General features: G+C 60.8%; 28 protein-coding genes and 1 other RNA gene. 17 read left to right on the top strand and 12 right to left on the bottom strand.

Annotated features, from left to right (window positions below; translation table 11 throughout):
* Positions 1-9: 9 nt before the first annotated feature.
* From CAK78_RS13875 to CAK78_RS13835, 8 genes are all read right to left on the bottom strand, one after another.
* Entirely contained in the window at positions 10-660 is a 651-nt protein-coding gene (locus tag CAK78_RS13875) for a DUF4310 family protein (RefSeq protein ID WP_017766404.1), read from the bottom strand.
* Positions 661-671: 11 nt separating this feature from the next.
* Positions 672-1,448, bottom strand: coding sequence for a DUF4311 domain-containing protein (locus tag CAK78_RS13870; protein ID WP_017784945.1), 777 nt, complete (start codon positions 1,446-1,448; stop codon positions 672-674).
* A gap of 40 nt (positions 1,449-1,488) precedes the next feature.
* On the bottom strand, positions 1,489-1,785 hold the full coding sequence (locus CAK78_RS13865; protein WP_094697651.1) for a DUF4312 family protein: 297 nt from the start codon (positions 1,783-1,785) through the stop codon (positions 1,489-1,491).
* Positions 1,785-2,150: a glycine-rich SFCGS family protein gene (locus CAK78_RS13860; RefSeq protein WP_094697650.1), complete on the bottom strand. Its 366-nt coding sequence runs from the start codon at positions 2,148-2,150 to the stop codon at positions 1,785-1,787. Before CAK78_RS13860 ends, CAK78_RS13865 begins: the two co-directional genes overlap by 1 nt.
* Positions 2,151-2,513 (bottom strand): PRD domain-containing protein, encoded by a 363-nt coding sequence (locus CAK78_RS13855; RefSeq protein ID WP_005305914.1) that lies wholly within the window; start codon positions 2,511-2,513, stop codon positions 2,151-2,153. It abuts the gene before it with no gap.
* Positions 2,514-2,812: 299 nt separating this feature from the next.
* Entirely contained in the window at positions 2,813-3,934 is a 1,122-nt protein-coding gene (degS, locus tag CAK78_RS13845) for an outer membrane-stress sensor serine endopeptidase DegS (RefSeq protein WP_094697648.1), read from the bottom strand.
* 89 nt (positions 3,935-4,023) lie between these two features.
* Positions 4,024-5,385: a Do family serine endopeptidase gene (locus CAK78_RS13840; protein WP_042049868.1), complete on the bottom strand. Its 1,362-nt coding sequence runs from the start codon at positions 5,383-5,385 to the stop codon at positions 4,024-4,026.
* An 81-nt stretch (positions 5,386-5,466) separates the two neighbouring features.
* Positions 5,467-5,847 carry a YhcB family protein gene (locus CAK78_RS13835; RefSeq protein WP_005305902.1) on the bottom strand — a complete coding sequence of 127 codons (381 nt, stop codon included), beginning with the start codon at positions 5,845-5,847 and terminating at the stop codon, positions 5,467-5,469.
* 140 nt (positions 5,848-5,987) lie between these two features.
* Between CAK78_RS13835 and zapE the strand changes: the two genes are divergently transcribed.
* The 8 genes from zapE to CAK78_RS13795 all read left to right on the top strand — a co-directional run bounded on the left by zapE (position 5,988) and on the right by CAK78_RS13795 (position 12,161).
* Complete coding sequence (zapE, locus tag CAK78_RS13830) at positions 5,988-7,082, top strand: cell division protein ZapE (RefSeq protein ID WP_094697647.1); 1,095 nt, start codon at positions 5,988-5,990, stop codon at positions 7,080-7,082.
* 266 nt (positions 7,083-7,348) lie between these two features.
* Positions 7,349-7,777 carry a 50S ribosomal protein L13 gene (gene rplM, locus CAK78_RS13825; RefSeq protein WP_005305895.1) on the top strand — a complete coding sequence of 143 codons (429 nt, stop codon included), beginning with the start codon at positions 7,349-7,351 and terminating at the stop codon, positions 7,775-7,777.
* A 15-nt stretch (positions 7,778-7,792) separates the two neighbouring features.
* Positions 7,793-8,185 (top strand): 30S ribosomal protein S9, encoded by a 393-nt coding sequence (rpsI, locus tag CAK78_RS13820; RefSeq protein ID WP_005305893.1) that lies wholly within the window; start codon positions 7,793-7,795, stop codon positions 8,183-8,185.
* Between the two features lie 295 nt (positions 8,186-8,480).
* The gene (petA, locus tag CAK78_RS13815) at positions 8,481-9,071 is read left to right on the top strand and encodes a ubiquinol-cytochrome c reductase iron-sulfur subunit (RefSeq protein WP_005305890.1); all 591 of its coding nucleotides are present in this window, start codon (positions 8,481-8,483) and stop codon (positions 9,069-9,071) included.
* Positions 9,072-9,073: 2 nt separating this feature from the next.
* Positions 9,074-10,291: a cytochrome b gene (locus tag CAK78_RS13810; protein WP_094697646.1), complete on the top strand. Its 1,218-nt coding sequence runs from the start codon at positions 9,074-9,076 to the stop codon at positions 10,289-10,291.
* Complete coding sequence (locus tag CAK78_RS13805) at positions 10,288-11,022, top strand: cytochrome c1 (RefSeq protein ID WP_094697645.1); 735 nt, start codon at positions 10,288-10,290, stop codon at positions 11,020-11,022. The genes CAK78_RS13810 and CAK78_RS13805 overlap by 4 nt, the downstream gene beginning before the upstream one ends.
* A gap of 87 nt (positions 11,023-11,109) precedes the next feature.
* Positions 11,110-11,739, top strand: a complete 630-nt coding sequence (sspA, locus tag CAK78_RS13800) for a stringent starvation protein SspA (RefSeq protein WP_010635939.1) — start codon at positions 11,110-11,112, stop codon at positions 11,737-11,739.
* Positions 11,736-12,161, top strand: a complete 426-nt coding sequence (locus tag CAK78_RS13795; protein WP_176452793.1) for a ClpXP protease specificity-enhancing factor — start codon at positions 11,736-11,738, stop codon at positions 12,159-12,161. The genes sspA and CAK78_RS13795 overlap by 4 nt, the downstream gene beginning before the upstream one ends.
* 45 nt (positions 12,162-12,206) lie before the next feature.
* On the opposite strand, the gene dolP is transcribed toward CAK78_RS13795, so the two are convergent.
* Genes dolP through CAK78_RS13775 form a run of 4 tightly spaced genes read right to left on the bottom strand, consistent with a single transcriptional unit; the run spans position 12,207 to position 15,610 of the window.
* Positions 12,207-12,785, bottom strand: coding sequence for a division/outer membrane stress-associated lipid-binding lipoprotein (gene dolP, locus CAK78_RS13790; RefSeq protein WP_094697643.1), 579 nt, complete (start codon positions 12,783-12,785; stop codon positions 12,207-12,209).
* A 4-nt stretch (positions 12,786-12,789) separates the two neighbouring features.
* Positions 12,790-13,380: a D-sedoheptulose-7-phosphate isomerase gene (locus tag CAK78_RS13785; protein WP_005305871.1), complete on the bottom strand. Its 591-nt coding sequence runs from the start codon at positions 13,378-13,380 to the stop codon at positions 12,790-12,792.
* A gap of 9 nt (positions 13,381-13,389) precedes the next feature.
* A complete protein-coding gene (locus tag CAK78_RS13780; RefSeq protein WP_026140996.1) occupies positions 13,390-13,761 on the bottom strand; it encodes a YraN family protein in 372 nt (123 codons plus the stop codon).
* On the bottom strand, positions 13,703-15,610 hold the full coding sequence (locus CAK78_RS13775) for a penicillin-binding protein activator (protein ID WP_094697642.1): 1,908 nt from the start codon (positions 15,608-15,610) through the stop codon (positions 13,703-13,705). Before CAK78_RS13775 ends, CAK78_RS13780 begins: the two co-directional genes overlap by 59 nt.
* A gap of 79 nt (positions 15,611-15,689) precedes the next feature.
* Between CAK78_RS13775 and rsmI the strand changes: the two genes are divergently transcribed.
* From rsmI to mraY, 9 genes are all read left to right on the top strand, one after another.
* Positions 15,690-16,523 (top strand): 16S rRNA (cytidine(1402)-2'-O)-methyltransferase, encoded by an 834-nt coding sequence (gene rsmI, locus CAK78_RS13770; RefSeq protein ID WP_094697641.1) that lies wholly within the window; start codon positions 15,690-15,692, stop codon positions 16,521-16,523.
* A gap of 62 nt (positions 16,524-16,585) precedes the next feature.
* Positions 16,586-16,972, top strand: an RNA gene (gene rnpB / locus CAK78_RS13765) — RNase P RNA component class A.
* 448 nt (positions 16,973-17,420) lie between these two features.
* On the top strand, positions 17,421-17,879 hold the full coding sequence (gene mraZ, locus CAK78_RS13760; protein WP_005305730.1) for a division/cell wall cluster transcriptional repressor MraZ: 459 nt from the start codon (positions 17,421-17,423) through the stop codon (positions 17,877-17,879).
* Positions 17,880-18,818 carry a 16S rRNA (cytosine(1402)-N(4))-methyltransferase RsmH gene (rsmH, locus tag CAK78_RS13755; protein ID WP_094697640.1) on the top strand — a complete coding sequence of 313 codons (939 nt, stop codon included), beginning with the start codon at positions 17,880-17,882 and terminating at the stop codon, positions 18,816-18,818. It abuts the gene before it with no gap.
* A gap of 3 nt (positions 18,819-18,821) precedes the next feature.
* Positions 18,822-19,136, top strand: coding sequence for a cell division protein FtsL (gene ftsL, locus CAK78_RS13750; RefSeq protein ID WP_005305726.1), 315 nt, complete (start codon positions 18,822-18,824; stop codon positions 19,134-19,136).
* On the top strand, positions 19,133-20,887 hold the full coding sequence (locus tag CAK78_RS13745) for a peptidoglycan glycosyltransferase FtsI (RefSeq protein ID WP_005305719.1): 1,755 nt from the start codon (positions 19,133-19,135) through the stop codon (positions 20,885-20,887). Before ftsL ends, CAK78_RS13745 begins: the two co-directional genes overlap by 4 nt.
* Complete coding sequence (gene murE / locus CAK78_RS13740) at positions 20,868-22,352, top strand: UDP-N-acetylmuramoyl-L-alanyl-D-glutamate--2,6-diaminopimelate ligase (protein ID WP_019839160.1); 1,485 nt, start codon at positions 20,868-20,870, stop codon at positions 22,350-22,352. Before CAK78_RS13745 ends, murE begins: the two co-directional genes overlap by 20 nt.
* Positions 22,349-23,704 (top strand): UDP-N-acetylmuramoyl-tripeptide--D-alanyl-D-alanine ligase, encoded by a 1,356-nt coding sequence (locus tag CAK78_RS13735; RefSeq protein WP_094697639.1) that lies wholly within the window; start codon positions 22,349-22,351, stop codon positions 23,702-23,704. The genes murE and CAK78_RS13735 overlap by 4 nt, the downstream gene beginning before the upstream one ends.
* The gene (gene mraY / locus CAK78_RS13730) at positions 23,698-24,780 is read left to right on the top strand and encodes a phospho-N-acetylmuramoyl-pentapeptide-transferase (RefSeq protein WP_005305710.1); all 1,083 of its coding nucleotides are present in this window, start codon (positions 23,698-23,700) and stop codon (positions 24,778-24,780) included. Before CAK78_RS13735 ends, mraY begins: the two co-directional genes overlap by 7 nt.

Raw genomic sequence — 24,780 nt, 5'->3', positions numbered from 1 at the left:
GGCGGATGGTTATGCAAGCGCAACCGGGAAGAAGGTACCCAGCAGCATGGCCCCCAGGATGGCGCCACCGGTGATGGGCTTGCCCCATACGTAGAACAGCAGCGCACCCAGCAGGGAGCCGATGCCGATGGGGATGGAGGCACCCATGGCGGAGAGGATGATGAGGGGGCCGAGGAAGCGGCCCGAGCTGTTGCCAGCCCCCATCATGACGTCTGCCCCGTAGGTGGAGTTGCTCTGGTTGATGGTGAACTTGCGCGCCAGGATGATCACATAGCCGATGGCCAGACCAATCACCATGCCGGTCACCAGCGAGGCGGGGAAGTTCTCCACCGGATAGATGATGCCGGCCCCCAGCAGCAGGGCGGGCACGCCGAGGCCCACCCCGGTCTGGATGGCGCCGCCGATGTCCAGGATCCCCACCAGAGAGCCCTCGATGATGCGGGCAAACAGGAAGCTGGCGCCGAAGGCCGCCACCGCGCCGTAGGCGCCGGTGTCCATGCCGGCCTTGAGCATGGCGACGAAGGCCACCTCGTTGAAGGCGCCGACCCCGTACAGGTAGAACATGTGGGTACCGGCAAAGACCCCGGCCGAGAGCAGGCCGACAAAGATGGGGAAGGACCAGTCGGCATACCAGAAGTTGTTTTTCAGTTTCTCATCCATGGCGTGACCCCTTATTTGCCGCTCAGCAGGTTATGGACGTTTTCCAGCCACAGGGGAACACCCAGATGGAAGGACTCGATGAGTTTCATGTCGAAGCCGCGGAAGAAGCCGCTCAGCACGAACAGCAGGACGATGGCGGCCATCATCACCTTGGTGACGTGGTTCCAGCCGCTCTCTTCCACCCCCTTGCCGATCAGGATGCCGAGCACCAGACCCGGTACCGCGTTGCCCATGATGAGCTGGGCCAGACCGCCGAAGATGGTGGCCCAGAAGCCGGACTTTTTGCCCGCCTCGATGGCGGCCAGCCAGAAGATCACCGGCATGACGGTGTTGACCAGCAGGTTGGCAGCCGGCACGAGTACCTTGACCGCGGTGACCTGCAGAGCGGCCGGCACGGCGGCGGCGGTGCTGTTGAGGAAGGCGACCACGATGGCACCTATGATGCCGCAGGCGATGGCCATCTTTTTCGGGTCATGCAGGGTGGTGGCGAGATCCCGATTCTTGATCATCAGGGCTGCCGCGCCCCAGTTCGGCAGGATGCGGTGATCCACGTCCTGGGTGAAGGCGCCGGCTGCGACCGTGGAGGCCCAGGCGTTGAAGAAGAAGCCCAGACCAAACGAGAAGTGGGAGGCGGGGTCCCCTTCGCAGGAGTTGAGCTCGCCCAGGGTTCGGAAGGCGCCCATCCCCTGCACGGTCGGGGCATGGAACATCCGTGCCGCGCCGGCCCCCACCCCGACGCCAACCAGGCCGCCAATGATGAGTGACTTGATAAATATGATTAGAAACATCCCATGTATCCTTCTTGTGGCGGTGTTGCCGCGGGCGGCGTCACACCCGGGTGAACGTCACCTTGTCGGTATCCAGGCTGGTGACCCTGACCGTGATGGCGAGCCGAACCCGGTATTCGTGGCGTTGGCGCGGCAGGAAGAAGAACAGGAACTTCTCCACCCGGACCGACTCCTCGGCCTCGATCACCTCGACCTCGACCGGTTCGATGCGCAGCAGCACCCGCGGGTTGTCCTTGAGCAGCGTGGATTGCACCTGGCTGAGGGCGGCGGCGAACGCCTGCTGACTAGTCGCGCCCTTGCCGTTGACGGTGACCTGGGTGGTGAAGTCCTCTTTCATCATGCGCGTCCGTGTTTCTTGGCGAACGCCTCGACCAGCTTCTGGCCCAACTCTTCCTTGTCCATGAAGCCGAAGCCGAGCACTACGCACCCCTCGTTGATGGCGGTGACGCCCTCTTCGATGGAGCGCATACCGTAGCGGCACTTGTAGCCGTACTTGGTCTGGGCCGTGATGGCGCCGGCACCGCCGCTGCCGCAGAAGGAGATGCCGAGATCTGCCTGCTCCTTGTTCATCACGTCGCCGAGCTTCATGTCGGCGGCCATGCCGGGGATGACTGTTACGCTGGCACCGGCGGCTTCCGCGCCTACACCCACTTTCTGGCCCTTGCCGAGGCGATCACCGATCACGAGTTTGATGGCTGTCATTTAGCATTCTCCTTTGACTGAACTGAGTTCGTTTTCTTTGGCTACTTCAAAATGGACGGACAAGAGGTGTGCCTCTTCATAGGCGAGCCGTTCCAGCCAGCTGACGACCTGCTCGGCCAGACGCAGGGATAGGGGGGAGATCTCCTCGAACAGGCTGAGGTCGACTTCCGGCAGCGGCTCGCCACTGTGGGAGCGCCACACCATGGCTTTGACGTGAGAGGCCAGCATCTGCTGCTGTACCTCGTTGGGGCGAATGCCCTGTTCGGCCAGCAGGATATGGATGCGCGCCAGGATCTGGTCGGTTTGGCGCAACAGGGCCGGGCTGTCCGGGGTCAGGGGCTGGTCATGGGTCTCTGTGTGCAATGTCTGCTCTCCAAGGCTGGCAGAAGGGATAGCGTTACCCTAAGCCGGTCATGTCCGGGAGAGGAGGTACTGTTTTTCCTATTCGAAGTGGAAATTCGCGCGCCAGCTGGCCAATTGAAGCCGCTTTTGCGGCATCAAGCGGAAAAGAGTGCTCATTGGCGCTTGTTTTGTGTGATCAGGGGCGCACTTGGCGTTGGATGAGGGGCTGGTGGCTCTTGGCTGAAACTGTGAGTCGCCTCACGGCCGGGCGGGGGAAAGGGAGGAGAAGGGGCGATTCCTCGCCCCGTCGATGGGTGATGTCAGCTGGCGGTGGCCGCGCTGGCGCTGGCCCGGTTTTGGTAGCGCAGATCCTCTTCGATGATGACCTCTACCTCGAGCGGCTTGCCGTCGCGGATCACCGAGATGGTGAGTTTGGTGCCGGGCCGGCTCTCGACGATCTTGTCCATGGCGGTCCGCACGCCGCTGATGGCCTCGCCGTTGATCTTGAGCAGCACGTCGCCCCGCTTCAGCCCGCCCTTGGTGGCGGGCCCGTTGGGATCCAGGCTCTCCACCACCAGGCCGCGAAGGTCACCCAGGTTCATCATGCGGGCGACGATGGGGTTGATCTCGACGCTGGAGATACCGAGGTAGCCGCGGATCACCCGGCCGTTGGCGATCAGCTCATCCATGATGCGCTTGGCCAGCTTGTAGGGAATGGCGAAGCTGATGCCGTAGCTCTCCTGATTGCCATTGAGGTGGTAGGCGGCGGTGTTGATGCCCACCAGATCGCCGCGGGCATTGACCAGGGCGCCCCCCGAGTTGCCCTCATTGATGGCGGCGTCGGTCTGCAGCAGATCCTGCCGGCCGTTGCTGTCCGGCCCCATGCTGGAGAGGCCGATGCGGCCGGTGGCGCTGATGATACCCTGGGTGATGGTCTGGCCGACGTTGTAGGGGTTGCCGATGGCGAGCACCACGTCGCCCACGTCGGGCAGCCGCTCCGGATCCTGCGGGATCACCGGCAGGTTGTCCGATTCGATGTAGAGCACCGCTAGGTCGGTGAGCTGGTCGGTGCCGACCAGTTCGGCGCTGAACACCCGTCCGTCCTGCAGCGCGACTATGATCTGGTCCGCATCGGCGATGACGTGGTAGTTGGTCAGCACGTGGCCGCGCTGGTTCATGATGACGCCGGAGCCCAGTCCCTGCGGCCTGAGTTCGGTCTGGTTGCCCTGATTGCGGGCGAAGCTGCGGGTATAGATGTTGACGACGGCAGGGCCGGCGCGGTGCGCCGCGTAGGAGAAGCTCAGTTCACGGGCATTGGTGATGAGGCCGGGCAGTTGGGCCCCGCCTCGAAAATTGGGAAACAGCAGCAACAGTAGCGCCGCCACGGTGAGACCGAAGCCGACAGACTTGCCCAAGTAACTGACTATAGGGGGGATTTTCATGTCATTCTCATCCGTACATAGAGCGGGCAGAGAATAACACTATCGGTGGATAAAAATCACCCGCGGCAGGCGCCGCGGGTGAGAGGAGATTAACGAATTACCAGGTAGAGCGAAGAGTCGCCGCGCTGGATGTTGAGGGCCAGCACATCCGGCTTGTTCTTCAGTGCCTTGCTCAGCTCTTCCAGCGAGTTGATGCGCAGGCGGTTGACGCCGATGATGACGTCGCCTTTCTGCAGACCGGAGGCGGCGGCAGGGGAGCGCGGATCGATCTCGGAGACGGCCACGCCGGTGACCGGCTCGCTGGTGGTGCTCAGCTTGGCCCCTTCCAGTGCCGGGTGCAGCGCGCTGGCCAGGATTTCGCTGTCATCCGCCTTCTTCAAGGTGACCTTGACGGTCTGCTCCTTGCCATCGCGGATCAGGCCCAGCGCCACCTGCTTGTCGGCCCCCATGGTGGCAATCTTGGCCCGTAGCTCGCCGAAGGAGCGGATTGCCTTGCCGTCGATGCTGACGATGATGTCGCCCGGCTTGATGCCGGCCTTGGCGGCGGCAGAGTCAGGCATCACCTGGTTGACGAAGGCGCCGTCCTTCTTGTTATAGCCGAAGGTCTTGGCCACTTCGGAGGTGAGCTCGGTCCCTATGATGCCCAGCTGGCCACGGCGGACTTCACCGTATTTCACGATCTGTTCGGACAGGTCGCGCACCATGTTGGACGGAATGGCAAAGCCGATGCCGATGTTGCCGCCGTTGGGGCCCAGGATGGCGGTGTTGATGCCGATCAGCTCGCCACGCAGGTTGAGCAGGGCGCCACCCGAGTTACCCGAGTTGATGGCCGCATCGGTCTGGATGAAGTTTTCCAGGTTCTCGATGTTGAGGCCGCTGCGACCGAGCGCACTGACGATGCCGGAGGTGACGGTCTGGCCGAGGCCGAATGGGTTGCCGATGGCCAACGCATAGTCACCGACCCGCAGCTCGTCAGAGTCGGCGAATTTGATTTGCACCAAATCCTCGGCCTTGATTTGCAGCAGAGCGATGTCGGACTGCTTGTCTTCGCCGATCTTCTTGGCGGCGTATTCACGGCCATCCTTCAGGTTGACCTTGATCTCGTCCGCCTCGTGGACCACGTGGGCGTTGGTGATCACGTAACCCTTCTTGGCATCGATGATGACGCCGGAACCGAGCGCCTGGAAGGGCTGCTCGCTTACCTGTTCGTCAGGCATGTTGGGGCCGAAGAAGAAGCGGAACTGTTCCGGCAGACGCTGGCGGGTGATCTTCTTGCCGGAGACGGAAATGTTGACCACGGCAGGGGTGACTTGTTCGAGTACCGGCGCCAGGCTCGGCATCTCCTGATTGTTCGCCAAAAGGGAGGGCAGTGCAGCCTGCACGGGGGCCGCAGACATGGCGATACCGACACTGAGGGCTAACACACTGAGCACAGAAAGAGGTTTACGCATATGAAAAACAGCTCCCAGAAAAAGTTGCAATGCAATCGTGAAGGTCTGACCACGATACAGCGCAATTAGTTCCGCGGGGAACTAACTGGACTGCTTGAGCAGACCGGAGGCCCCTGCATAGTCACGGGGCGGCACACCCGGTTCTTCATTGGCCGGGACATCGCTGCTCTCGTCGAGCAGGGTTTCACGGAACAGCGGTTCCTGGGCCTTGGCCAGGAATTTGCTCTGCTCCGCCATATGGCGATAAAGGGTCTGGTACTGCTCGGCCAACTGCTCCATCAGGGCGGCACTGTCGGCGAAGTGGGTATTGATCTGACCCTGGTAGCTTTCCAGTTCCTTGTGAGCCTTCTTCAGTTCTTGTTCCAGACGGCCGGCATCCCGGCTGCGCACTGTGAAGCGACCGATGATGATACCGATAATCAAGGCGGCGACAGCCAGCAGGATCCCGTTTAACAGACTCATAGATGCTCCTTGTTACAGCTAAACCAATGTATGTTAATGCGGCCTGAACGGCCGCTACGCCTTGATGGCACTATACCGTGCACCCCGAGGGCGTGATACCATTTTGTCCTTCATTCAGGGACTTGAAGGCAATTGACAGGATGACCCCGCAGCAAAAATATCAGCAGGATTTGCAGCGCCCCGGCTTCGTGGCCGACCCCGCTCAGGCGATGGCCGTGGCCCGTCTGGAGCGACTCTATCAGGATTTGTGCCAAACCCCGACTCCGACCAGATCCCGCGGTCTGCTGGGCTGGCTGCAAAAGCCGAAGCCCCGTACGCCCATCCTGGGGCTATATATGTGGGGTGGCGTGGGCAGAGGCAAGACCTGGCTGATGGATACTTTTTTCGACAGCCTGCCCGGGGAGCGCAAACTGCGTATCCACTTCCACCGCTTCATGCACCGGGTGCACGATGAGCTCAAGGGACTGACCGGTCAGGCCGATCCGCTCAAGCTGATCGCCCGCAAGCTGGCCGACGAGACCGACGTCATCTGCTTCGACGAATTTTTCGTCTCCGACATTACAGATGCCATGCTGCTGGGGACCCTGTTCCAGGAGCTGTTCGGCCATGGGGTCGTGCTGGTGGCGACCTCGAACATACCGCCGCAGGATTTGTATCGAAACGGCTTGCAACGTGCCCGTTTTCTACCGGCCATTGCCCTCATAGAGCGTCATTGCGAGATACTTAACGTAGATGGCGGTATCGATTATCGCTTGCGCACGCTGGAGCAGGCGGAGATTTATCACTTCCCGCTGGATCGGCAGGCAAAATCCAATCTCGAGCTCTATTTTCAACAATTAACCGGGCTTCAGCAGGCCCTGCCGGGCCAGGTCGAGATCAACCACCGTCAGCTGGCGTCGCTGGGGATGGGGGAAGGTGTGCTCTATATGGAGTTCGAGCAACTTTGCTGCACACCCCGTTCCCAGAGCGACTATATCGAGCTGGCTCGGCTGTTTCACACCATCCTGCTGGCCAATGTGCAGCCCATGGGGGCAGGCACGGATGATGCGGCGCGCCGCTTCATCGCCATGGTGGACGAGTTCTATGAGCGGCACGTCAAGCTCATCATGTCGGCGGCGGTGCCCATGCAGGAACTCTACGGTCACGGGCTGCTGGATTTCGAATTCCAACGTTGTCTTTCACGACTTCAGGAAATGCAATCGCACGAATACCTTGCCAGAGTGCACCTTCCTTAGTCACAATACCGCGCCTGCCAGTCGGATGGGCATCTGCGGCAGGTAGGGCCGGGCGACATTTGCTAGCTTCATGGCAGTGAAATTAGCAGGTGATATTTAAGGCAACTTCACTTATAATCGCCCGGCCCACGTTACAGCTGTCGATAAGACAGCAACACTTTAAGCTTTACTTGTATTCGAAGGGGTACAGGTAGGCCATCGTTTGTTGTTTGTGGGAGAGCCCCCATAAGCAATTGGGTCTGTAACAGGTAATTGGGTTTAACTTAATGAAAACTTTCGTTGCCAAGCCAGAAACCGTAAAACGTGACTGGTACATTGTGGACGCAGAAGGTAAAACTCTGGGTCGTATCGCAACCGAGATCGCTGCTCGTCTGCGTGGTAAGCACAAAGCCGAGTACACTCCGCACGTTGACACCGGTGATTACATCATCGTTGTAAACGCCGAGAAGGTACACGTAACCGGTAAGAAATCTACCGACAAAATGTACCACGCTCACTCCGGTTTCCCGGGTGGTATCAAGTCCATCAGCTTCGACAAGCTGATTCAGCGTAAACCGGAAATGGTAATCGAAGCTGCCGTCAAAGGCATGCTGCCGAAGGGTCCGCTGGGCCGTGCCATGTTCCGTAAACTGAAAGTTTACGCAGGCGCCGAGCACGCTCATGCTGCTCAGCAACCTCAAGTACTGGATATCTAATCGGGAACTGGCAACATGGCAGAAAATCAATACTACGGTACTGGCCGTCGCAAAAGCTCCACTGCTCGCGTATTCATCAAAGCGGGTAGCGGTAAAATCGTAATCAACCAGCGCTCCCTGGAGCAGTACTTCGGCCGTCCGACCGCCCGCATGGTAGTTCGTCAGCCGCTGGAACTGGTTGAGATGACCGAGAAACTGGATCTGTTCATCACCGTTAACGGTGGCGGCATCTCCGGTCAAGCTGGTGCGATCCGTCACGGTATCACTCGTGCTCTGATGCAGTACGATGAAACCCTGCGTTCCGAACTGCGTAAAGCTGGCTTTGTTACTCGTGATGCCCGTAAGGTTGAGCGTAAGAAAGTCGGTCTGCACAAAGCTCGTAAGCGTCCGCAGTACTCCAAGCGTTAATTCGCTTTTTGTACGCACTCTCGCGAGTGTCAAAAAAGCCTGGCCATGTGCCAGGCTTTTTTTATTGGTAATATTACGAACGGTATTGCTAACACCACGTCACAAAAGACAAAAAATTGTGTATTTATTGTTTTTGACCTTCGCTTCTCTTTCTTGTCAAGTTGTTATCTTTTCTTTAAAATTCCCTCGGTTTTTCTGTGACAATTGTAACTCCGCTTCCGCCGCTGTTGTCACGGAAGAAAGGGGAACAGGGACACAATAAGAATGTGCGGAGTCCACATGGGAGAGTTTTTGGATGAGCAATGCGCCAGTTGATACCGGTCGCCGCAGATTTCTTACCTGGTCAACGGTCGCCGTTGGTGGGGTAGGAGCTGCTTTTACCGCAGTGCCGTTTATTAAGTCATGGAACCCGAGTGCCAAAGCCAAAGCTGCGGGTGCTCCGGTTGAAGTGGATATCAGTAAGTTGGAACCAGGCCAGCTCATCCGTGTTGAGTGGCGAGGCAAGCCGGTCTGGGTGGTGAAACGCACCAAACAGACACTGGATGCCCTGGCCGCGCATGACGACAAGCTGCGCGACCCGGCTTCTGACGAGCCCCAACAACCCGACTATGCCCACAATGGCTACAGATCCATCAAGCCGGAGATCTTCGTGGCTGTCGGTATCTGTACCCACCTGGGCTGCTCTCCCTCCTACCTGCCGGACAACTTCGGCGAACAGGTGCAGGGGGTGACTTCCGGTTTCTTCTGCCCATGCCATGGCTCCAAGTTCGACATGGCTGGTCGAGTGTTCCAGGGGGTGCCTGCGCCCTTGAACCTGGTCATTCCGCCGTACCAATATCTTAGCGACACCACCATCCTGGTCGGTGCCGATGGCAAGGAGGCCTGACCATGTTTGCCAAACTGATGGGCTGGATTGACTATCGTTTTCCGCTCACCGCCATGTACAACGACCACATGGCCAAGTATCCGGCGCCCAAGAACCTGAACTTCTGGTACTTCTTTGGCTCGCTCGCCATGCTGGTGCTGGTCAACCAGATCATCACGGGCATCTGGCTGACCATGAACTACAACCCCTCCGCCGAAGGTGCCTTCGCCTCCGTGGAGTACATCATGCGGGATGTGGATTACGGCTGGCTGCTGCGTTACATGCACTCCACCGGCGCGTCCGCCTTCTTCATCGTGGTCTACCTGCACATGTTCCGCGGCATGATCTACGGCTCCTACCAGAAGCCGCGCGAGCTGCTGTGGATCTTCGGCATGCTGATCTTCCTCTGCCTGATGGCGGAAGCCTTCATGGGCTACCTGCTGCCGTGGGGCCAGATGTCCTTCTGGGGCGCGCAGGTCATCATCTCGCTGTTCGGTGCCATTCCGGTCATCGGCGACGATCTGACCCTGTGGATCCGGGGTGACTACGTCATCTCTGGCGCTACCCTCAACCGCTTCTTCGCGCTGCACGTCATCGCTCTGCCGCTGGTGCTGGTGATGCTGGTTGCCATGCACATCCTGGCGCTGCACGAAGTGGGTTCGAACAACCCGGATGGCATCGACATCAAGAAGCACAAGGATGAGAACGGCTGGCCGCTGGATGCGGTGGCATTCCACCCCTACTTCACCGTCAAGGACATGATCGGCGTAGCCGGTTTCCTGTTCTTCTTCTGCGCCATCATCTTCTTCAAGCCGGACATGTGGGGTTACTTCCTCGAGAAGCCGAACTTTGAAGTGGCCAACGGCCTGAAGACCCCGGCTCACATCGCACCCGTCTGGTACTTCACCCCCTTCTACGCCATTCTGCGGGCGGTACCGGACAAGCTGCTGGGCGTCATCATGATGGGCCTCTCCATCGTGGTGCTGTTCCTGCTGCCCTGGCTGGATCGCTGCAAGGTGCGTTCGGTGCGTTATCGCAGCACCCTGCACAAGCTGAACATCGCCCAGTTCGTGATCTGCTTCATCATTCTCGGGGTGCTCGGCGTACTGCCATCGACTCCGACCCTGACGCTGATCGCCCAGATCTGTACCCTGGGTTATTTCGGGTTCTTCGTCCTGCTGTTCTTCTACAGCAAGAATGAAAGCACCAAGCCGCTGCCGGAAAGGGTGACATTCAAATGAAAAAAATAATATTTGCAGTGCTGACCCTGCTGCCGTCACTGGTGTTTGCCAACACCGGGGCCGTGCATCTGGACAAGGCTCACTATGATCTGAACGACAAGGCGTCCCTGCAGCGTGGTGCCGCCACCTTCATGAACTACTGCTTTGGCTGTCACAGCACCCAGTACCAGCGTTACAACCGGGTGGCGGCAGACATCGGCATCCCGGAAGACCTGATGGCGGCCAATCTGATCGTCAATGGCGCCAAGATCGGTGATCTGATGGAAAACTCGGTGCCGGACAAGGATGCGGCCAAGTGGTTCGGTGCGCCGCCCCCCGATCTGACGCTGGTCGCCCGGGTGCGTGGTGCGGACTGGATCTACACCTATCTGCGTTCCTTCTACGTGGACGAGACCCGTCCATTCGGGGTGAACAACGCCGTGTTCCCGTCCGTGGGCATGCCTCACGTGCTGGAGCCGCTGCAGGGGACGCCCCGCGCCGAGTTTGCGACCCACCAGGTCGATGGTGTCGACGTTCAGCAGGTTGTCAGCATCAAATCTGACGGCAACGGTGAAATGAATAACGAAGAGTATGATCAGACGGTGCTGGATCTGGTAAACTTCTTGGTCTACTCGGCTGAACCGGTACTACAGGAGCGCGAACGCATGGGCTTCTGGGTGCTTGGTTTCATCGTGATCTTCTTCATCTTCACTGTGCTGTTGAAGAAGGAATTCTGGCGCGACGTTCACTAAGCGACCAGATCCGGGTAATATAATGCACGGCAATGAAGTCCAAGATGCTTCATTGCCGTTTCTGCTTTTTAATGACGGGAGGGTTCAATGGCTGTAGCTGCCAATAAGCGTTCGGTAATGACGCTGTTTTCCGGTGCCAACGACATGTTCAGCCATCAGGTGCGCATTGTCCTGGCGGAGAAGGGTGTTAGCGTAGATATTTGCCAGGTAGACCCTGCCAACCTGCCGGATGAGCTGGCCGAGCTGAACCCGTACAACACTGTACCTACCCTGGTCGATCGGGAGCTGGCGCTCTACACCTCGCGCATCATCATGGAATATCTGGACGAGCGTTTCCCGCACCCGCCCCTGATGCCGGTATACCCGGTGGCGCGCGGCAACAGCCGTCTGATGATGCATCGCATCGAGCTGGACTGGTACTCCCTGGCCGACAAGATCATGGCGGGTACCGACGTGGATGCGGCGCGTGCCGAGCTGCGGGACAACCTGCTGGCCATCGCCCCCATCTTCGGTGAGATGCCCTATTTCATGAGCGAAGAGTTCGGTCTGGTCGACTGCTACATGGCCCCGCTGCTGTGGCGTCTGCCAAGCCTGGGTATCGACTTCACCGGTCGTGGTGCCAAAGAGCTGAAGGCCTACATGGTTCGTCTGTTCGAACGTGAATCCTTCCAGGCTTCCCTGACCGAAGCCGAGCGCGAGATCCGCGCCGGCGTATGAGCATGGAACCGACGATGACGCCCAGTCGCCCGTATCTGTTGCGGGCGTTCTTTGACTGGTTGCTGGACAATGACCTGACCCCTCACCTGGTGGTCAACGTCAACATCCCCCATGTGATGGTGCCGATGCAGTTCGTCCAGGATGGACAGATAGTGCTGAACATCGCACCTCGCGCGGTTGGGCAGTTCCACATGGACAATGATGCCATCAGCTTCAGCGCCCGTTTTGGTGGGGTTTCCCAGCAGGTCTACATCCCGATGGCGGCCGTGCTGGCCATTCATGCCCGGGAAAACGGCGTGGGCACCATGTTCCCGCCCGAGCCTGGCTATGATCTCTGGTTGGAGCAGGCCGAAACGCCGGTGGAGCCCGAGCCGGAACCGCCGCGCCCGAGCGGTCGTCCGACCCTGAAGGTCATCAAATAAAAAACGCAGCCAATTGGCTGCGTTTTTTTATGGCGATCAACAGGGTCAGTTCTGGGCAAACTCGAAGGCCTTGATCACGCGCTTCACACCGCTGACGTGGCGGGCGATCTCGACGGCCTGATCCCCCTCCTGGCGGGTCACCAGGCCAATCAGGAACACCTCGCCATTCTCGGTGACCACCTTGACCTTGGCGCTGTCGAAGTTCTTGGCGCCCAGCATGTCAGCCCGCACCTTGGAGGTGATCCAGGTGTCGTTGCTGCGTACCCCTATGCTGACCGGCTGGCCGAGGCGCAGCTCGTTGTAGACGTGGCGCACCCCCTCGATGCGGGCCACTATCTTGCCAGCCTCGAGCTTGTAAGCGTCAGAAGGTGTCTGACCGACCAGCAGTACCCGGCCGTTGTTGCTGTAGACACTGATCTTGCTGGCCGCGCTCAGCGGCTTGTTGTCGGCCAGCAGGTTGGCCGCCTTCAGTTCGATGGCCTGATCGTCCCATTGGGCGCCCAGGGTGCGGCGATCGCCGGAAGCCTTGGCGGTACCGGCGGCACCACCGACCACCACGGCCGCACAACCTTGCAGCAGCAGGGTGCCGGCCAGCAGGCCGAGCAGGATCGTTTGCTTCTTCATGGTTTCAATCTTCCTGTTGCGGGAAAAGAGTCTGGTCGATGAGATCACACAGGCAGTGCAGGGTCAACAGGTTCACTTCCAGAATGCGGGGGCGACGGGCAGATGGCACCCGGATTTCCACATCGTTGGGACCGAGCAGACCGGCGATCTCGCCGCCATCACCGCCACCCAGCACCACTATGGTCATGTCGCGGGAGAGGGCGGCCTCGGCGGCCTTGATCAGGCTGCGACTGTTACCCGTGGTGGTGATGACCACCAGGATGTCGCCGGGCTGACCGAGTGCACGGATCTGCTTGGCGTACACCTCTTCAAAGCCGTGGTCGGTGGCGATGGCACTGATGGTTGCCATGTCCGGGGTCAGCGCCATGCCGGGCAGGGAGGGGCGCTCGGTTTCGTAGCAGTTGACCAGTTCAGAGATGAACAGCTGGGCCAGTGCTGCGGAGGGACCATTGCCGCATGCCATCACCTTGTGGCCATTGAGCAGACAGATGGTCAGCATCTGGGCTGCAGTATGGATGGCATCCGGCAGCGCCTCGGCGGCGGCTATCTTGGTCTGGATGCTCTCGGTGTAGTTTTCTTTGATGCGGTCAGTCATGGGGTCCTCTTAAAATGCGTTCTGGATCCAGTCCGGCTGGTCGCCTTCGAACGCGATCACATCGAATCGGCAGGCCTGGTTGGCCTCGTTGATGGCATGTTGCTTGAAATAGTGGCGTGCCGCCAGCACGATCTTGTGCTGTTTGCGTCGGGTGACGGAGCTGGCGGCGCCGCCGTGGCTGGCCTGGGCGCGATAGCGAACCTCGACGAACACCAGGGTCTCCCCCTGGCGCATGACGAGATCGATCTCGCCGCCCCGGCAGCGATAGTTGCGGGTCACGGGTTGCAGGCCGCGGGCCTGCAACCAGCGCTCCGCTACCTGCTCAAAGTGCTGTCCCTTGCTCGTTGGTGACGGGAACAGGTTCTGTAACTGCCGGCGCATCCGTGCCAGAAGTACCTTCATGGGGGACTCCCTCGAGCTGGGGCATGGCACTGTCACTGACCAGCTTGCCATTCTGGTAGGTGGCCCAGTCCAGTACCCGCACTATGTTGCCGCCGGCATCCACGCTCAGTTGACCGCTCATGCCGGGCTGCTGCATGGCGTTGACCTTGCGCATCTGCTGCAGGTTCTCCGCCAGGCTGACGGCGTCATAGCCCAGCGCAAACAGACGCAGCAGGTCGCCCTGGGTCTGCGGCCAAAGCAGGGCGATCTGCTCGCGCTGCTTCTCGTAACCGCCAAGCAGCAGCGGCATGTCGGAGATGTGCATGCCGTTGAGCTCGGAGGCCACCTCGGTGGTGGCGCTGTCGTAGCTGCGCGAGCTGCTGTAGATCGGCAGGCTGCCCATCGGATTGACCGAGATGTCGACGTAGGGCTTGATCATCCGGGTCTCCAGGCTGTTGGCGACCACATAGACCACGTCGATGCTGCGCGGGGCGGCAGCGGAGAGCTGAACCACTTCGCCAGCCCGGGCGGTGGAGCGGCCGCTCAACGCATTCTTGACCATACCCTGAACTTCGTTGCGGGCACCGAAAGTGGCCACGACCGGTTTGTCCTGGCTTACGGTTGCCCAGGCCTGTTCAAACGCCTTGATGCTGCTGTAACCGATCCGCCCCTGTGCCGCGATGAGCAGGGGCTTACGATAACCCTGGCCATAGAGGTACTGGGCAGCCTGCGTTGCATCGGCGGCGGCAGAGAGGGAGAAGTAATAGGTGGTGTCGTTGACGATCGGTTTGTCCAGTTCGTTGAGCGCCAGTACCAGCACGGTCGGATTGGCCTTGAGCAGCTCTTCGACTCGGTCTTTGAGCAGCGGGCCGATGATCATGTTGGCCCCTTCCTGAATGGCCTGCTTGTAGAGATCCGCCGTCGACTTGGTCTGGGTATCGTAGAAGTTCAGGGTAAACTGGCTCTGATTTTCCTTGTAAGACATCAGCATGCCGTTGCGGATTGCCGCACCCTGCGGTTCTAGGTTGCCGGACAGCGGCAGGAAGACGGCGATCTGCTGCAGGGCATTGATGTTGCTGGTGGCCAGATCACCGAGTCCGGCCGGCATGTCTTTCTGGGCCGGGTGGTTCGGGAAGGCCTGTTTCCAGCCGGCCAGCTGGCGAGCCAGCTGATTGGGCTGGGCACCGAATTCATTCACCAGCGCTGCCAGCCGCAGCCAGCCGGTGGTGACATCGGGGGCCGGTGCCTCTTCCAGCGCCTGCAGGGTAGAAGGGGTCATGCTCTTGAGCAGGGACCAGATCTGCTGATGATTGGTGGCCAGCTCATTCTGGGCCAGGTAGGGTTCCAGCAGGATCAGCGACTTGGCGGCACCAAACTTGTTGTTGATGTCGAGCTGCAGCACCACGCGCTGGCGGTACCAGTCCTTCTGGGTATCAGCATCCAGCGCCACATCGGGCTTGCCTTCCAGCAGGATCAGCGCCTGATTGGCATTGCCCTGGGCGAGCAGCAGGTGAGCCTGCAGCAGTTGCAGCTGGGCCTTCTGCTCGGCGCTCTGGGCTTGCTTCTGCAATTGCTGGAACAGGGCCGCGGCCGGCTTGGCCTGACCGAGCGCCAGATAGCTGCGCGCCGCCATCACTTGCCAGGTGAAGGCTTCGGCCGGTTTGGCCGGGTCCACCTGGGCCAGATACCACTGGGCATTCTTGGTGAGATCCGAGAAGGCCGACGGCATGCCGGACTGGCCAGCGGGTTGATTGGGCTCCGACGCACAGGCGGCGAGCAGGACTGCCGCGAGTAGGATGCCGAAGAGTCGTGATACACTTAGCTGCTTTATAACCCGGTTCAAGTTCATTCCCCGACCAGTGTTGAAATTCTCCATAGTGTAAACGGGCCAATATGGCGACACAATTGTCGGGACACTCGGAGCTCCCATGAGTGACATCCCAACCCTGTATATAGTCCCCACTCCGATCGGCAATCTGGCCGACATCACCCAGCGAGCACTGGATGTGCTGCGCAGCGTCGATCTGGTGGCCGCCGAGGATACCCGTCATACCGGCATCCTGCTCAGCCACTACCAGATCTCGGTACCGACCTTTGCGCTGCATGATCACAACGAACAGCAGAAAGCCGACGTGCTGATCGGCCGTATCAAGGAGGGCAAGAGCGTGGCCCTGGTCTCCGACGCGGGCACGCCACTCATCAGCGACCCCGGTTATCACCTGGTCACCCGTTGTCGCGAAGCCGGGGTGAAAGTAGTGCCGCTGCCCGGCCCCTGCGCCGCCATCACGGCGCTCTCCGCCGCCGGGTTGCCTACCGACCGTTTCGCCTTCGAGGGTTTTCTGCCGGCGAAAGCCAAGGGGCGTGATGATCGTCTGCAGGCCGTGATTGAGGACACCCGCTCGCTGGTGTTCTACGAATCGCCGCGCCGGGTGCAGGAGACGGTGGAAGCGATCGCCCGCATTCTGGGTGAGCGCCAGGTGGTGGTGTGCCGCGAGCTGACCAAGACCTTCGAGTCGATCCACGGTCTGCCAGCCTCCGAGATGCTGACCTGGCTCGGCGAAGATGACAACCGCTGCCGCGGCGAGATCGTGCTGGTGGTGGCGGGGGCGAGCAAGGACGAAGAGTCCTTGCCCGCTGAGGCAATCCGCACCCTGGGGCTGCTGGTGGCCGAGCTGCCGCTGAAAAAAGCGGCGGCGCTGACCGCCGAGATCCACGGCGTGAAGAAGAATGCCCTCTACAAGTACGGTCTCGAGCACTATTAATTGCCGTAAACGGGAATTGCCGGTTTACCCCGCCGGCATCACGAGGCTATAATCCGCGCCTCGGAGTTGGCTGGGCAATCGCTGCTTCGTCGTTGTGTCCCTCGGGACAGACGGGCGGAGGGGAGGAAAGTCCGGGCTTCATAGGGCAGGGTGCCAGGTAACGCCTGGGGGGCGCGAGCCTACGACCAGTGCAACAGAGAGCAGACCGCCGATGGCCCGCAAGGGATCAGGTAAGGGTGAAAGGGTGCGGTAAGAGCGCACCGCGCGACTGGCAACAGTTCGTGGCACGGTAAACTCCACCCGAAGCAAGACCAAATAGGCCCCTATTGGCGCGGCCCGCGTTGGGGGCGGGTAGGTTGCTTGAGCCAGCGAGCGATTGCTGGCCTAGAGGAATGATTGCTACCCGGGGCAACCCGGTACAGAACCCGGCTTACAGGCCGACTCCGACCTCTTTCCTGAAGAGCCTTGCGATTTATCGCAAGGCTCTTTTTATTAACCGAAAAATACTGTCTCGGTTGACTCGGAATATTTACTATCGGGCTGGCCATGCTTAACAAATGTGTTTTATATCAATCTGTTATGTGGTTTTTGTCCATGATGTCAGTATTGTGATGGCGCTGGAGAAGCGTGACCTGCATGGCTGATGTTTATTCGCGCAACTCGTCAGTTTTTTAATTGCCGAAAATTAATCGAATTGCGGCTAACACAAATAACTTGTGGAAAATCAACTCATTTAATCCTCGCTGCGAAAATGCTGCGTCAATATGTTCCCCATGCCCGAGATCCTCGCTTGAAAAGCCCTCAGCACGTCCTTAAACTTCAAGGTGGGGAAAAGTGGATCAAAGTGGTTTTTACTGGGCGGTTTGCCCCCTTTAACTCATCTTCAGGGACTGCAATTTGTTGCGTGGTGCGCATGCCATCAGCCTGGACAGCAAGGGGCGATTGGCGATTCCGACCAAGTACCGTGATTGGCTGCGCGACGAGAGCGAGGGCCAGCTGGTCTGCACCATCGATATTGCCCACCCCTGTCTGCTGCTTTACCCCCTGAACGAATGGGAAGAGATCGAGCGCAAGCTCAAGACCCTCTCCAGCATGAATCCCCTGGAGCGCCGCCTGCAGCGGTTGTTGCTCGGGCATGCGACCGAATGCGAGCTGGACGGCAATGGCCGTCTGCTGCTCAGCCAGCCACTGCGCAGCCACGCGGGGCTGGACAAGAAAATCATGCTGGTGGGCCAGCTCAACAAATTTGAGCTGTGGGATGAAGCCCGCTGGCAACAACAGGTCAATGACGACATTCAGGGCCTGCCCGAGGATGACTGGGCAAGCTCGCCACGACTACAGGATTTTTCTTTATAAATGACCCAAGCCGCTGAACACATCACAGTGCTGCTGCACGAAGCCGTCGAAGGGCTGGCCATCAAGCCGGACGGCATCTACGTCGACGGTACGTTTGGCCGGGGCGGTCACTCGCGCCTTATCCTGCAGCAGCTGGGCCCCAATGGCCGCCTGATCGCCATTGATCGGGATCCTCAGGCCATCGCCGAAGCGGCCAAGATCCAGGATCCGCGTTTTGAGATCGTGCACGGCCCGTTTTCCGGCATCACCACCTACCTGAGTGAGCGCGGCCTGCTGGGCAAGGTCGATGGCTTCCTGCTGGATCTGGGGGTTTCTTCCCCCCAGCTGGACGATGCCGAGCGCGGTTTCAGCTTCATGAAGGACGGCCCGCTCGACATGCGGATGGATCCCACTTCCGGTCAGAGCGCCGCCGAATGGCTGGCCAGGGCTGACGTGGACGACATCGCCTGGGTACTGAAGACCTTTGGCGAGGAGCGCTTTGCCAAGAAGATTGCCCGCGCCATCGTGCATGACCGGGTCACCGAGCCCTATGTTCGCACCCGCCAGCTGGCGGAGATGATCGCCCGGGTCAATCCGAACAAGGAAAAGGGCAAGCACGCTGCCACCCGCAGCTTCCAGGCCATCCGCATCTACATCAACAGCGAACTGGACGAGATCGAGACCGCACTCAACGGGGCCCTGGAAGTGCTGGCCCCCCACGGCCGCCTCTCCGTCATCAGCTTCCACTCGCTGGAAGACCGGCTGGTGAAGCACTTCATCCGCAAGCACGAGAAAGGCCCGGAAGTGCCGCACGGCATTCCGCTGACCGAGGCCCAGCTGGCCGGCGGTCGCAAACTGAAATCGGTCGGCAAGGCGCTCAAGCCTTCCGAGCATGAAGTCAACGAAAACAGCCGGTCACGCAGCTCGGTGCTGCGGGTGGCCCAGCGGCTGGCGGAGTAAGCCATGAGCGAGGTGCGTGTTCATCTGGCCAGGGAGATCCTCGGCGATCTCTGGCGGCACAAGCTGCAGGTGGTGCTGGCCATCGCCGTGCTGATCACCGCCTTTGCCGTGATCCTGGTGACCAACATGACTCGCGGCCTCACCGCCAAGCAGAATGACCTGATGGCGGAGGAGGATCGGCTCAACATCGAGTGGCGCCACTTGCTGCTGGAGCAGGGCACGCTGGCAGAGCACTCCCGGGTCGCGAGTCTGGCCATGGACAAGTTGCAGATGGCTCGCCCGCTGGTGACCACCGAGAAGGTAATTACACAACCATGAAACGCAAGGCATCCGCCAAGGCCCAACCCAAGGTCAAAGCTCCGTCACTCTATCCGTGGCGCTTTCGCACGCTGGTGTTTTTCATCGGCATTGCGTTTGCCGGCTTGATCCTGCGGCTGGCCTGGATCCAGGTGATCGACCCGGACAGGCTGCGTCAGGAGGGGGACATGCGCTCGCTGCGCACCACCTCCACCCAGGCGGTGCGTGGCATGATCACCGATCGCAACGGCGAACAGCTGGCGGTGTCGGTACCGGTCGAAGCGGTGTGGGCCGATCCCAAGACGGTGCATGAATCCGGTGCCATCCACAACGAACGGGCCTGGATGGCGCTCTCCGCCGTGCTCAAGCTCGACATCAATACCCTCAAGCACCGCATATCCAACCCGAGCAAGCGCTTCGTCTACCTGCAGCGGCAGGTGACGCCGGCGGTGTCTGAGTACATCAAGGGGCTCAAGCTGGGCGGCATCTACCTACGTCCGGAGTCGCGCCGTTTCTATCCGACCGGCGAGATCAGCGCCCATCTGGTGGGGGTGACCAACATCGATGGGCATGGCATCGAGGGGATCGAGCGCAGCTATGACGAATGGCTGACCGCGACCCCGGGCGAGATGCGGGTGCGCAAGGACCGGCAGGGTCGGGTCATCGAGCGGCTCGGGCTGGTGAAAGAGGGCAAGAACGCCAACGATCTGCAGCTGAGCATCGATCAGCGGGTACAGGCGCTGGCCTACCGGGCACTCAAGCGGGCCACCGACGAGAACAAGGCGACCTCCGGCTCCATGGTGATGCTGGACGTGAAGACCGGCGAGGTGCTCGCCATGGTCAATACCCCCTCCTACAACCCCAACAACCGCGGTCAGTACCAGAGTTTCCGGGTGCGCAACCGGGTGGTGACCGACACCTATGAACCGGGCTCCACCGTCAAACCCCTGATCCTGCTGAGTGCCCTGCAGGCTGGCGTCACCAGCTGGAAGGACACCATCCAGGGTGGCCCCCTGTTCATCGGGGCCAAGCAGATCCGCGACGTGAGTATTCACAAAGCGACCAACCTGTACGACATCCTGCGCTACTCCTCCAACATCGGCATGTCGCGCATCGCACTGCGGATGCCGGCCCAGGAGATGATCAACACCCTCAGCATGGTGGGCTTCGGGATGGATACCGGCAGCGGCCTGATGGGCGAGAGCAGCGGCATGCTGCCCCAGCGCCGGCGCTGGTCCGATATCGAACGGGCCACTCTGTCGTTCGGCTATGGCCTGCGGGTGACCCCGCTGCAGCTGGCCTCCGCCTATGCCACCCTGGCCAACAAGGGCAAGCGGGTGCCCATCTCCATCGTCAAGGTGAGCGAGCCGCCCAAGGGTGAGCAAGTCATCGACCACAACAACGCCACCGCCATGCTGCAGGCGCTGGAGTATGTGGTCGACAATGCCATTCCGAAAGCCAAGATCCCGGGCTACCGGGTCGGCGGCAAGAGTGGTACCGCCAAGGTCGCCGTGGCCGGCGGCTACGGCAAGGATTACATGGCCTGGTTCGCCGGCTTCGCCCCGGCCAGCAACCCGCGCTTCGTTATGGTGGTGGTGATCAACGAGCCCAAGGGCGATGCCTACTACGGTGGCGCCGTGGCGACCCCGCCGTTTGCCGAAGCCATGGGCGGGGTGCTGCAACTCTTCAATATTCGTCCCGACGCGGTGCCGCCAGCGGTACCCACCAAACTTGCCCGTACGGAGGCTTCCAATGTTGTCCCGCGCACTTGATCAGCTGATGCGCCCTTTTGGCATTACTGCCCCGGCGCTCGCACTCACCGACATCCAGCTGGACAGTCGGCGCGTCGGGCCCGGTTGTCTCTTCGTGGCGATTCGCGGGCATCAGGTGGATGGCAGACGGTTTATCGAACAGGCGGTGGCTCAGGGAGCGACCGCCGTACTGTTTGAAGAGGACGGGGAATTCGTGGCCCCAACGCTGGCCGTGCCCTGCATCGGCGTGCCCAATCTGCCGGCCCGCCTCTCCGAGCTGGCCGGCTATTTCTACGACCAGCCGGCCAGCAAGCTGGCGCTGGTGGGCATCACAGGCACCAACGGCAAGAGCACCACGGCACTGCTGGTCGCCAACTGGCGCACCCTGCTGGGGGGCAAGGCCGGGGTGATGGGCACGATCGGCAACGGCCTGTTCGGCGATCTTATCGAAGCTGAGAACACCACCGGCAGCGCGCTGCAGGTGCAGGCCAATCTGGCCGCCCTGCAGGCGCAGGGGGCGGATCTGGTGGCGATGGAGGTTTCCAGCCACGGTCTGGTGCAGCATCGCGTGGCTGCCCTGCCGTTTGCCGCTGCCGTGTTCACCAACCTGAGCCGGGATCATCTGGACTATCACGGCACCATGGAGGCCTATGGCGCCGCCAAGGAAGAGCTGCTGAAACTGGTGGCCGAACCTTGCGCCGTGCTCAATGCCGATGACCGCCTGGGTCGCCAGTGGCTGGCCGCTTATCCGACCGCGGTGGCGTTCAGCGTGCACGGCCCGGTGGCCAATCACCCGGGGCGACAGCTGACGGCGCAAGACCCCCATTTCCACCAGCAAGGTTTTCGCACGCAGATTAACTCCAGTTGGGGGAATGGTGTATTATCCGCCCCCTTGCTCGGGCGCTTCAACGTCAGCAACGTGCTGGCCGCGATGGGCGCCATGCTGGTGCTCGGTTATGACTTCGACGAGTTGCTGGCCAGCGCACCACAACTGCAGCCGGTGACCGGTCGTATGGAGTGTTTCGGTGGCGGCAAGGCGCCGCTCGCCGTGGTCGATTATGCCCACACGCCGGATGCGCTGGAGAAGGCGCTGCAGGCCCTGCGGGTGCACTGTGAAGGACGGCTCTGGTGCCTGGTGGGATGTGGCGGCGATCGGGATCGCGGCAAGCGCCCCATGATGGCCGCCATGGCCGAGCTGCATGCGGATCGCGTGATCCTGACCGACGACAACCCCCGTACCGAGGAGCCGGCCCGGATCATGGCCGACATGGTGGCGGGTCTTCGCGATCCCGGCGCCGTGCAGATCGAGCACGACAGGGTCAAGGCGATCCAGCTGGCGCTGAGCCAGGCGAGCAAACAGGACATCATCCTGGTGGCAGGTAAAGGCCACGAGGATTATCAGATCATTGGAACCGACAAGCGGCACTACAGCGACCGGGAAACCGTCGCGGCCGCCTTGCACACATTATTGGAGTCATTCGCATGATGACCCTCAGGCTTGCCGAGCTGGCGCAGGTACTCGATGCCCGTCTGATTGGTGAAGACGAAGCGATCACGGCTGTCAGTACCGACACCCGTACCCTGGGCGCCGGCGCGCTGTTCGTGGCGCTGCGCGGCGAGCGTTTCGATGCCCACGATTTCTGCGACCAGGCTGTGGCCGCCGGTGCCTCCGCCCTGCTGGTGGAGCGTGAGCTGCCGCTGGCGATCCCCCAGCTGGTGGTGGCCGATACCCTCAAGGGGCTGGGTTGCCTCGGCCGGCTGGTGCGCGATCGCATCAACCCGAAAGTGCTGGCCATCACCGGCAGCTGCGGCAAGACCACGGTGAAGGAGATGGCGACTGCCATCCTGCGCGAGGAAGGGGAAGTGCTGGCCACCGCCGGCAACTTCAACAACGAGGTGGGGGTACCGCTGACCTTGCTGCGCCTCGAGCCGCAACACCAGTTCGCAGTGATGGAGCTGGGGGCCAACCACCCGGGCGAGATCGCCTGGACCACCTCACTGGCCAAGCCTGATGCCGCCATCATCAACAACGTGGCGGCGGCTCATCTCGAGGGTTTTGGTTCTCTTGAGGGGATCTTCCACGCCAAGAGCGAAATCTTCGAGGGGCTGTGCGAAGGTGGCACCGCCATCGTCAACGCCGACAACGAGTTCTGGCCCAAGTGGCAGGAGCGCGGCATTCACTGCGCCTTCTCCATCGACGATCAGCGTCAGCCGTATCATGCCCGTGACGTGGTACTCAACGCTCAGGGCTGTGCCGAGTTCGTCATGGTGACCCCGCAGGGCGAAGTGGCGCTGACCCTGGCCATTCCTGGTCGCCACAATGTGGCCAATGCGCTGGCCGCCACGGCCGGCTGTCTGGCCCTGGGGGCTTCGCTCGCCTCGGTCAAGGCCGGGATCGAGCAGATGGCGCCGGTCAAGGGGCGCTTCTGTGTCCAGCGTTGGGGTGGTCTCACCCTGGTGGACGACACCTACAACGCCAGCGTGGAATCCGTGCTGGCGGGCATCGATGCCCTGACCGCCATGAGCGGCTTCAAGGTGCTGGTGTTTGGTGACATGCGGGAACTGGGTGAGGAGTCTGCCGAGCAACATGCCCGGGTTGGCCATCATGCCCGCGAGCGCGGCCTGGATGCCGTGTTGACAGTGGGAGAAGACAGTCGCCATACCGCAGATGCCGCGGCTGGTCGACATTTCGATAACAAGGCGTCGTTGTTTGAAGTGCTTGCGCAAATGATAAAAACACATCAAGAAATTTCGATTCTGGTCAAGGGGGCCCGCGGCTCCCGCATGGAAGATATCGTCGAGATGGTCAAAGACCATCAGGAGTCGGCCACATGCTAGTCTGGCTGGCTGAACTGCTCACCCCGCACTTCACCTTCTTCAACGTCTTCTCCTACCTGACGTTTCGGGCCATCCTGTCGATCATCACCGGTCTGGTGGTGGCGCTCTGGATGGGACCGCGCCTCATCCGTCGCCTGCAGATCCTCAAATTCGGACAGGTGATCCGCAACGACGGCCCCGAGTCGCACCTGAGCAAGAAAGGCACCCCGACCATGGGCGGCCTGATGATCATCGCCGCCATCTTCATCTCGGTACTGCTCTGGTGCCGTCTCGACAACCCCTATGTCTGGCTGGTGCTGTTCGTGCTCGGTGCCTACGGCGCCATCGGCTTCGCTGATGACTACCTCAAGGTGGTGCGCAAGAACACCGACGGCCTGATCGCCCGCTGGAAGTACTTCTGGCAATCCGCTGTTGCGCTGGGAGTGGCGGTGTTCCTCTACGCCACGGCCACTCACGACGGTCAGACCCAGCTGGTGGTGCCCTTCCTCAAGGACGTGATGCCGCAGCTCGGCCTGATGTTCATCGTACTGACCTACTTCGTCATCGTCGGCACCTCCAACGCGGTCAACCTGACCGATGGCCTCGACGGTCTGGCCATCATGCCGACCGTCATGGTGGCAGGGGGCTTCGCCTTCATCGCCTGGGCCACCGGCAACGTCAATTTCGCCAGCTACCTGCACATTCCCTATGTGCCCTATACCTCCGAGCTGGTGATCGTCTGTACCGCCATCGTCGGGGCAGGTCTGGGGTTCCTCTGGTTCAACACCTATCCGGCCCAGGTGTTCATGGGGGACGTGGGTTCCCTGGCGCTGGGCGGCGCGCTCGGCACCATCGCCGTGCTGGTGCGTCAGGAGTTCCTGCTGGTGATCATGGGCGGGGTCTTCGTGATGGAGACCGTCTCCGTGATCCTGCAGGTAGGTTCCTACAAGCTGCGCGGCGTGCGCATCTTCCGTATGGCGCCGATCCATCACCACTATGAGAAGAAGGGCTGGCCTGAGCCGCGCGTCATCGTGCGCTTCTGGATCATCACCCTCATGCTGGTGCTGCTCGGCCTTGCCACCCTGAAGGTGAGGTAA

This window comes from Aeromonas sp. A35_P, from assembly GCF_002259925.1.
Taxonomy (GTDB): Bacteria; Pseudomonadota; Gammaproteobacteria; order Enterobacterales; family Aeromonadaceae; genus Aeromonas; species Aeromonas dhakensis.
This window is presented reverse-complemented; position numbering and strand designations above follow the sequence as displayed.

Excerpts from the sequence above, each read along its gene's own strand:
- rsmH (WP_094697640.1), top strand. The coding sequence starts at position 17,880 with ATGACCCAAGCCGCTGAACACATCACAGTGCTGCTGCACGAAGCCGTC.
- CAK78_RS13735 (WP_094697639.1), top strand. The coding sequence starts at position 22,349 with ATGATGACCCTCAGGCTTGCCGAGCTGGCGCAGGTACTCGATGCCCGT.
- rsmI (WP_094697641.1), top strand. The coding sequence starts at position 15,690 with ATGAGTGACATCCCAACCCTGTATATAGTCCCCACTCCGATCGGCAAT.
- CAK78_RS13840 (WP_042049868.1), bottom strand. The coding sequence starts at position 5,385 with ATGCGTAAACCTCTTTCTGTGCTCAGTGTGTTAGCCCTCAGTGTCGGT.
- rpsI (WP_005305893.1), top strand. The coding sequence starts at position 7,793 with ATGGCAGAAAATCAATACTACGGTACTGGCCGTCGCAAAAGCTCCACT.
- CAK78_RS13780 (WP_026140996.1), bottom strand. The coding sequence starts at position 13,761 with ATGCGCCGGCAGTTACAGAACCTGTTCCCGTCACCAACGAGCAAGGGA.
- mraY (WP_005305710.1), top strand. The coding sequence starts at position 23,698 with ATGCTAGTCTGGCTGGCTGAACTGCTCACCCCGCACTTCACCTTCTTC.
- sspA (WP_010635939.1), top strand. The coding sequence starts at position 11,110 with ATGGCTGTAGCTGCCAATAAGCGTTCGGTAATGACGCTGTTTTCCGGT.
- CAK78_RS13795 (WP_176452793.1), top strand. The coding sequence starts at position 11,736 with ATGAGCATGGAACCGACGATGACGCCCAGTCGCCCGTATCTGTTGCGG.
- CAK78_RS13865 (WP_094697651.1), bottom strand. The coding sequence starts at position 1,785 with ATGAAAGAGGACTTCACCACCCAGGTCACCGTCAACGGCAAGGGCGCG.
- CAK78_RS13860 (WP_094697650.1), bottom strand. The coding sequence starts at position 2,150 with ATGACAGCCATCAAACTCGTGATCGGTGATCGCCTCGGCAAGGGCCAG.
- CAK78_RS13875 (WP_017766404.1), bottom strand. The coding sequence starts at position 660 with ATGGATGAGAAACTGAAAAACAACTTCTGGTATGCCGACTGGTCCTTC.
- CAK78_RS13785 (WP_005305871.1), bottom strand. The coding sequence starts at position 13,380 with ATGACTGACCGCATCAAAGAAAACTACACCGAGAGCATCCAGACCAAG.
- CAK78_RS13805 (WP_094697645.1), top strand. The coding sequence starts at position 10,288 with ATGAAAAAAATAATATTTGCAGTGCTGACCCTGCTGCCGTCACTGGTG.
- CAK78_RS13870 (WP_017784945.1), bottom strand. The coding sequence starts at position 1,448 with ATGTTTCTAATCATATTTATCAAGTCACTCATCATTGGCGGCCTGGTT.
- CAK78_RS13835 (WP_005305902.1), bottom strand. The coding sequence starts at position 5,847 with ATGAGTCTGTTAAACGGGATCCTGCTGGCTGTCGCCGCCTTGATTATC.
- rplM (WP_005305895.1), top strand. The coding sequence starts at position 7,349 with ATGAAAACTTTCGTTGCCAAGCCAGAAACCGTAAAACGTGACTGGTAC.
- CAK78_RS13775 (WP_094697642.1), bottom strand. The coding sequence starts at position 15,610 with ATGAACTTGAACCGGGTTATAAAGCAGCTAAGTGTATCACGACTCTTC.
- petA (WP_005305890.1), top strand. The coding sequence starts at position 8,481 with ATGAGCAATGCGCCAGTTGATACCGGTCGCCGCAGATTTCTTACCTGG.
- ftsL (WP_005305726.1), top strand. The coding sequence starts at position 18,822 with ATGAGCGAGGTGCGTGTTCATCTGGCCAGGGAGATCCTCGGCGATCTC.
- CAK78_RS13745 (WP_005305719.1), top strand. The coding sequence starts at position 19,133 with ATGAAACGCAAGGCATCCGCCAAGGCCCAACCCAAGGTCAAAGCTCCG.
- dolP (WP_094697643.1), bottom strand. The coding sequence starts at position 12,785 with ATGAAGAAGCAAACGATCCTGCTCGGCCTGCTGGCCGGCACCCTGCTG.
- degS (WP_094697648.1), bottom strand. The coding sequence starts at position 3,934 with ATGAAAATCCCCCCTATAGTCAGTTACTTGGGCAAGTCTGTCGGCTTC.
- CAK78_RS13810 (WP_094697646.1), top strand. The coding sequence starts at position 9,074 with ATGTTTGCCAAACTGATGGGCTGGATTGACTATCGTTTTCCGCTCACC.
- zapE (WP_094697647.1), top strand. The coding sequence starts at position 5,988 with ATGACCCCGCAGCAAAAATATCAGCAGGATTTGCAGCGCCCCGGCTTC.
- murE (WP_019839160.1), top strand. The coding sequence starts at position 20,868 with ATGTTGTCCCGCGCACTTGATCAGCTGATGCGCCCTTTTGGCATTACT.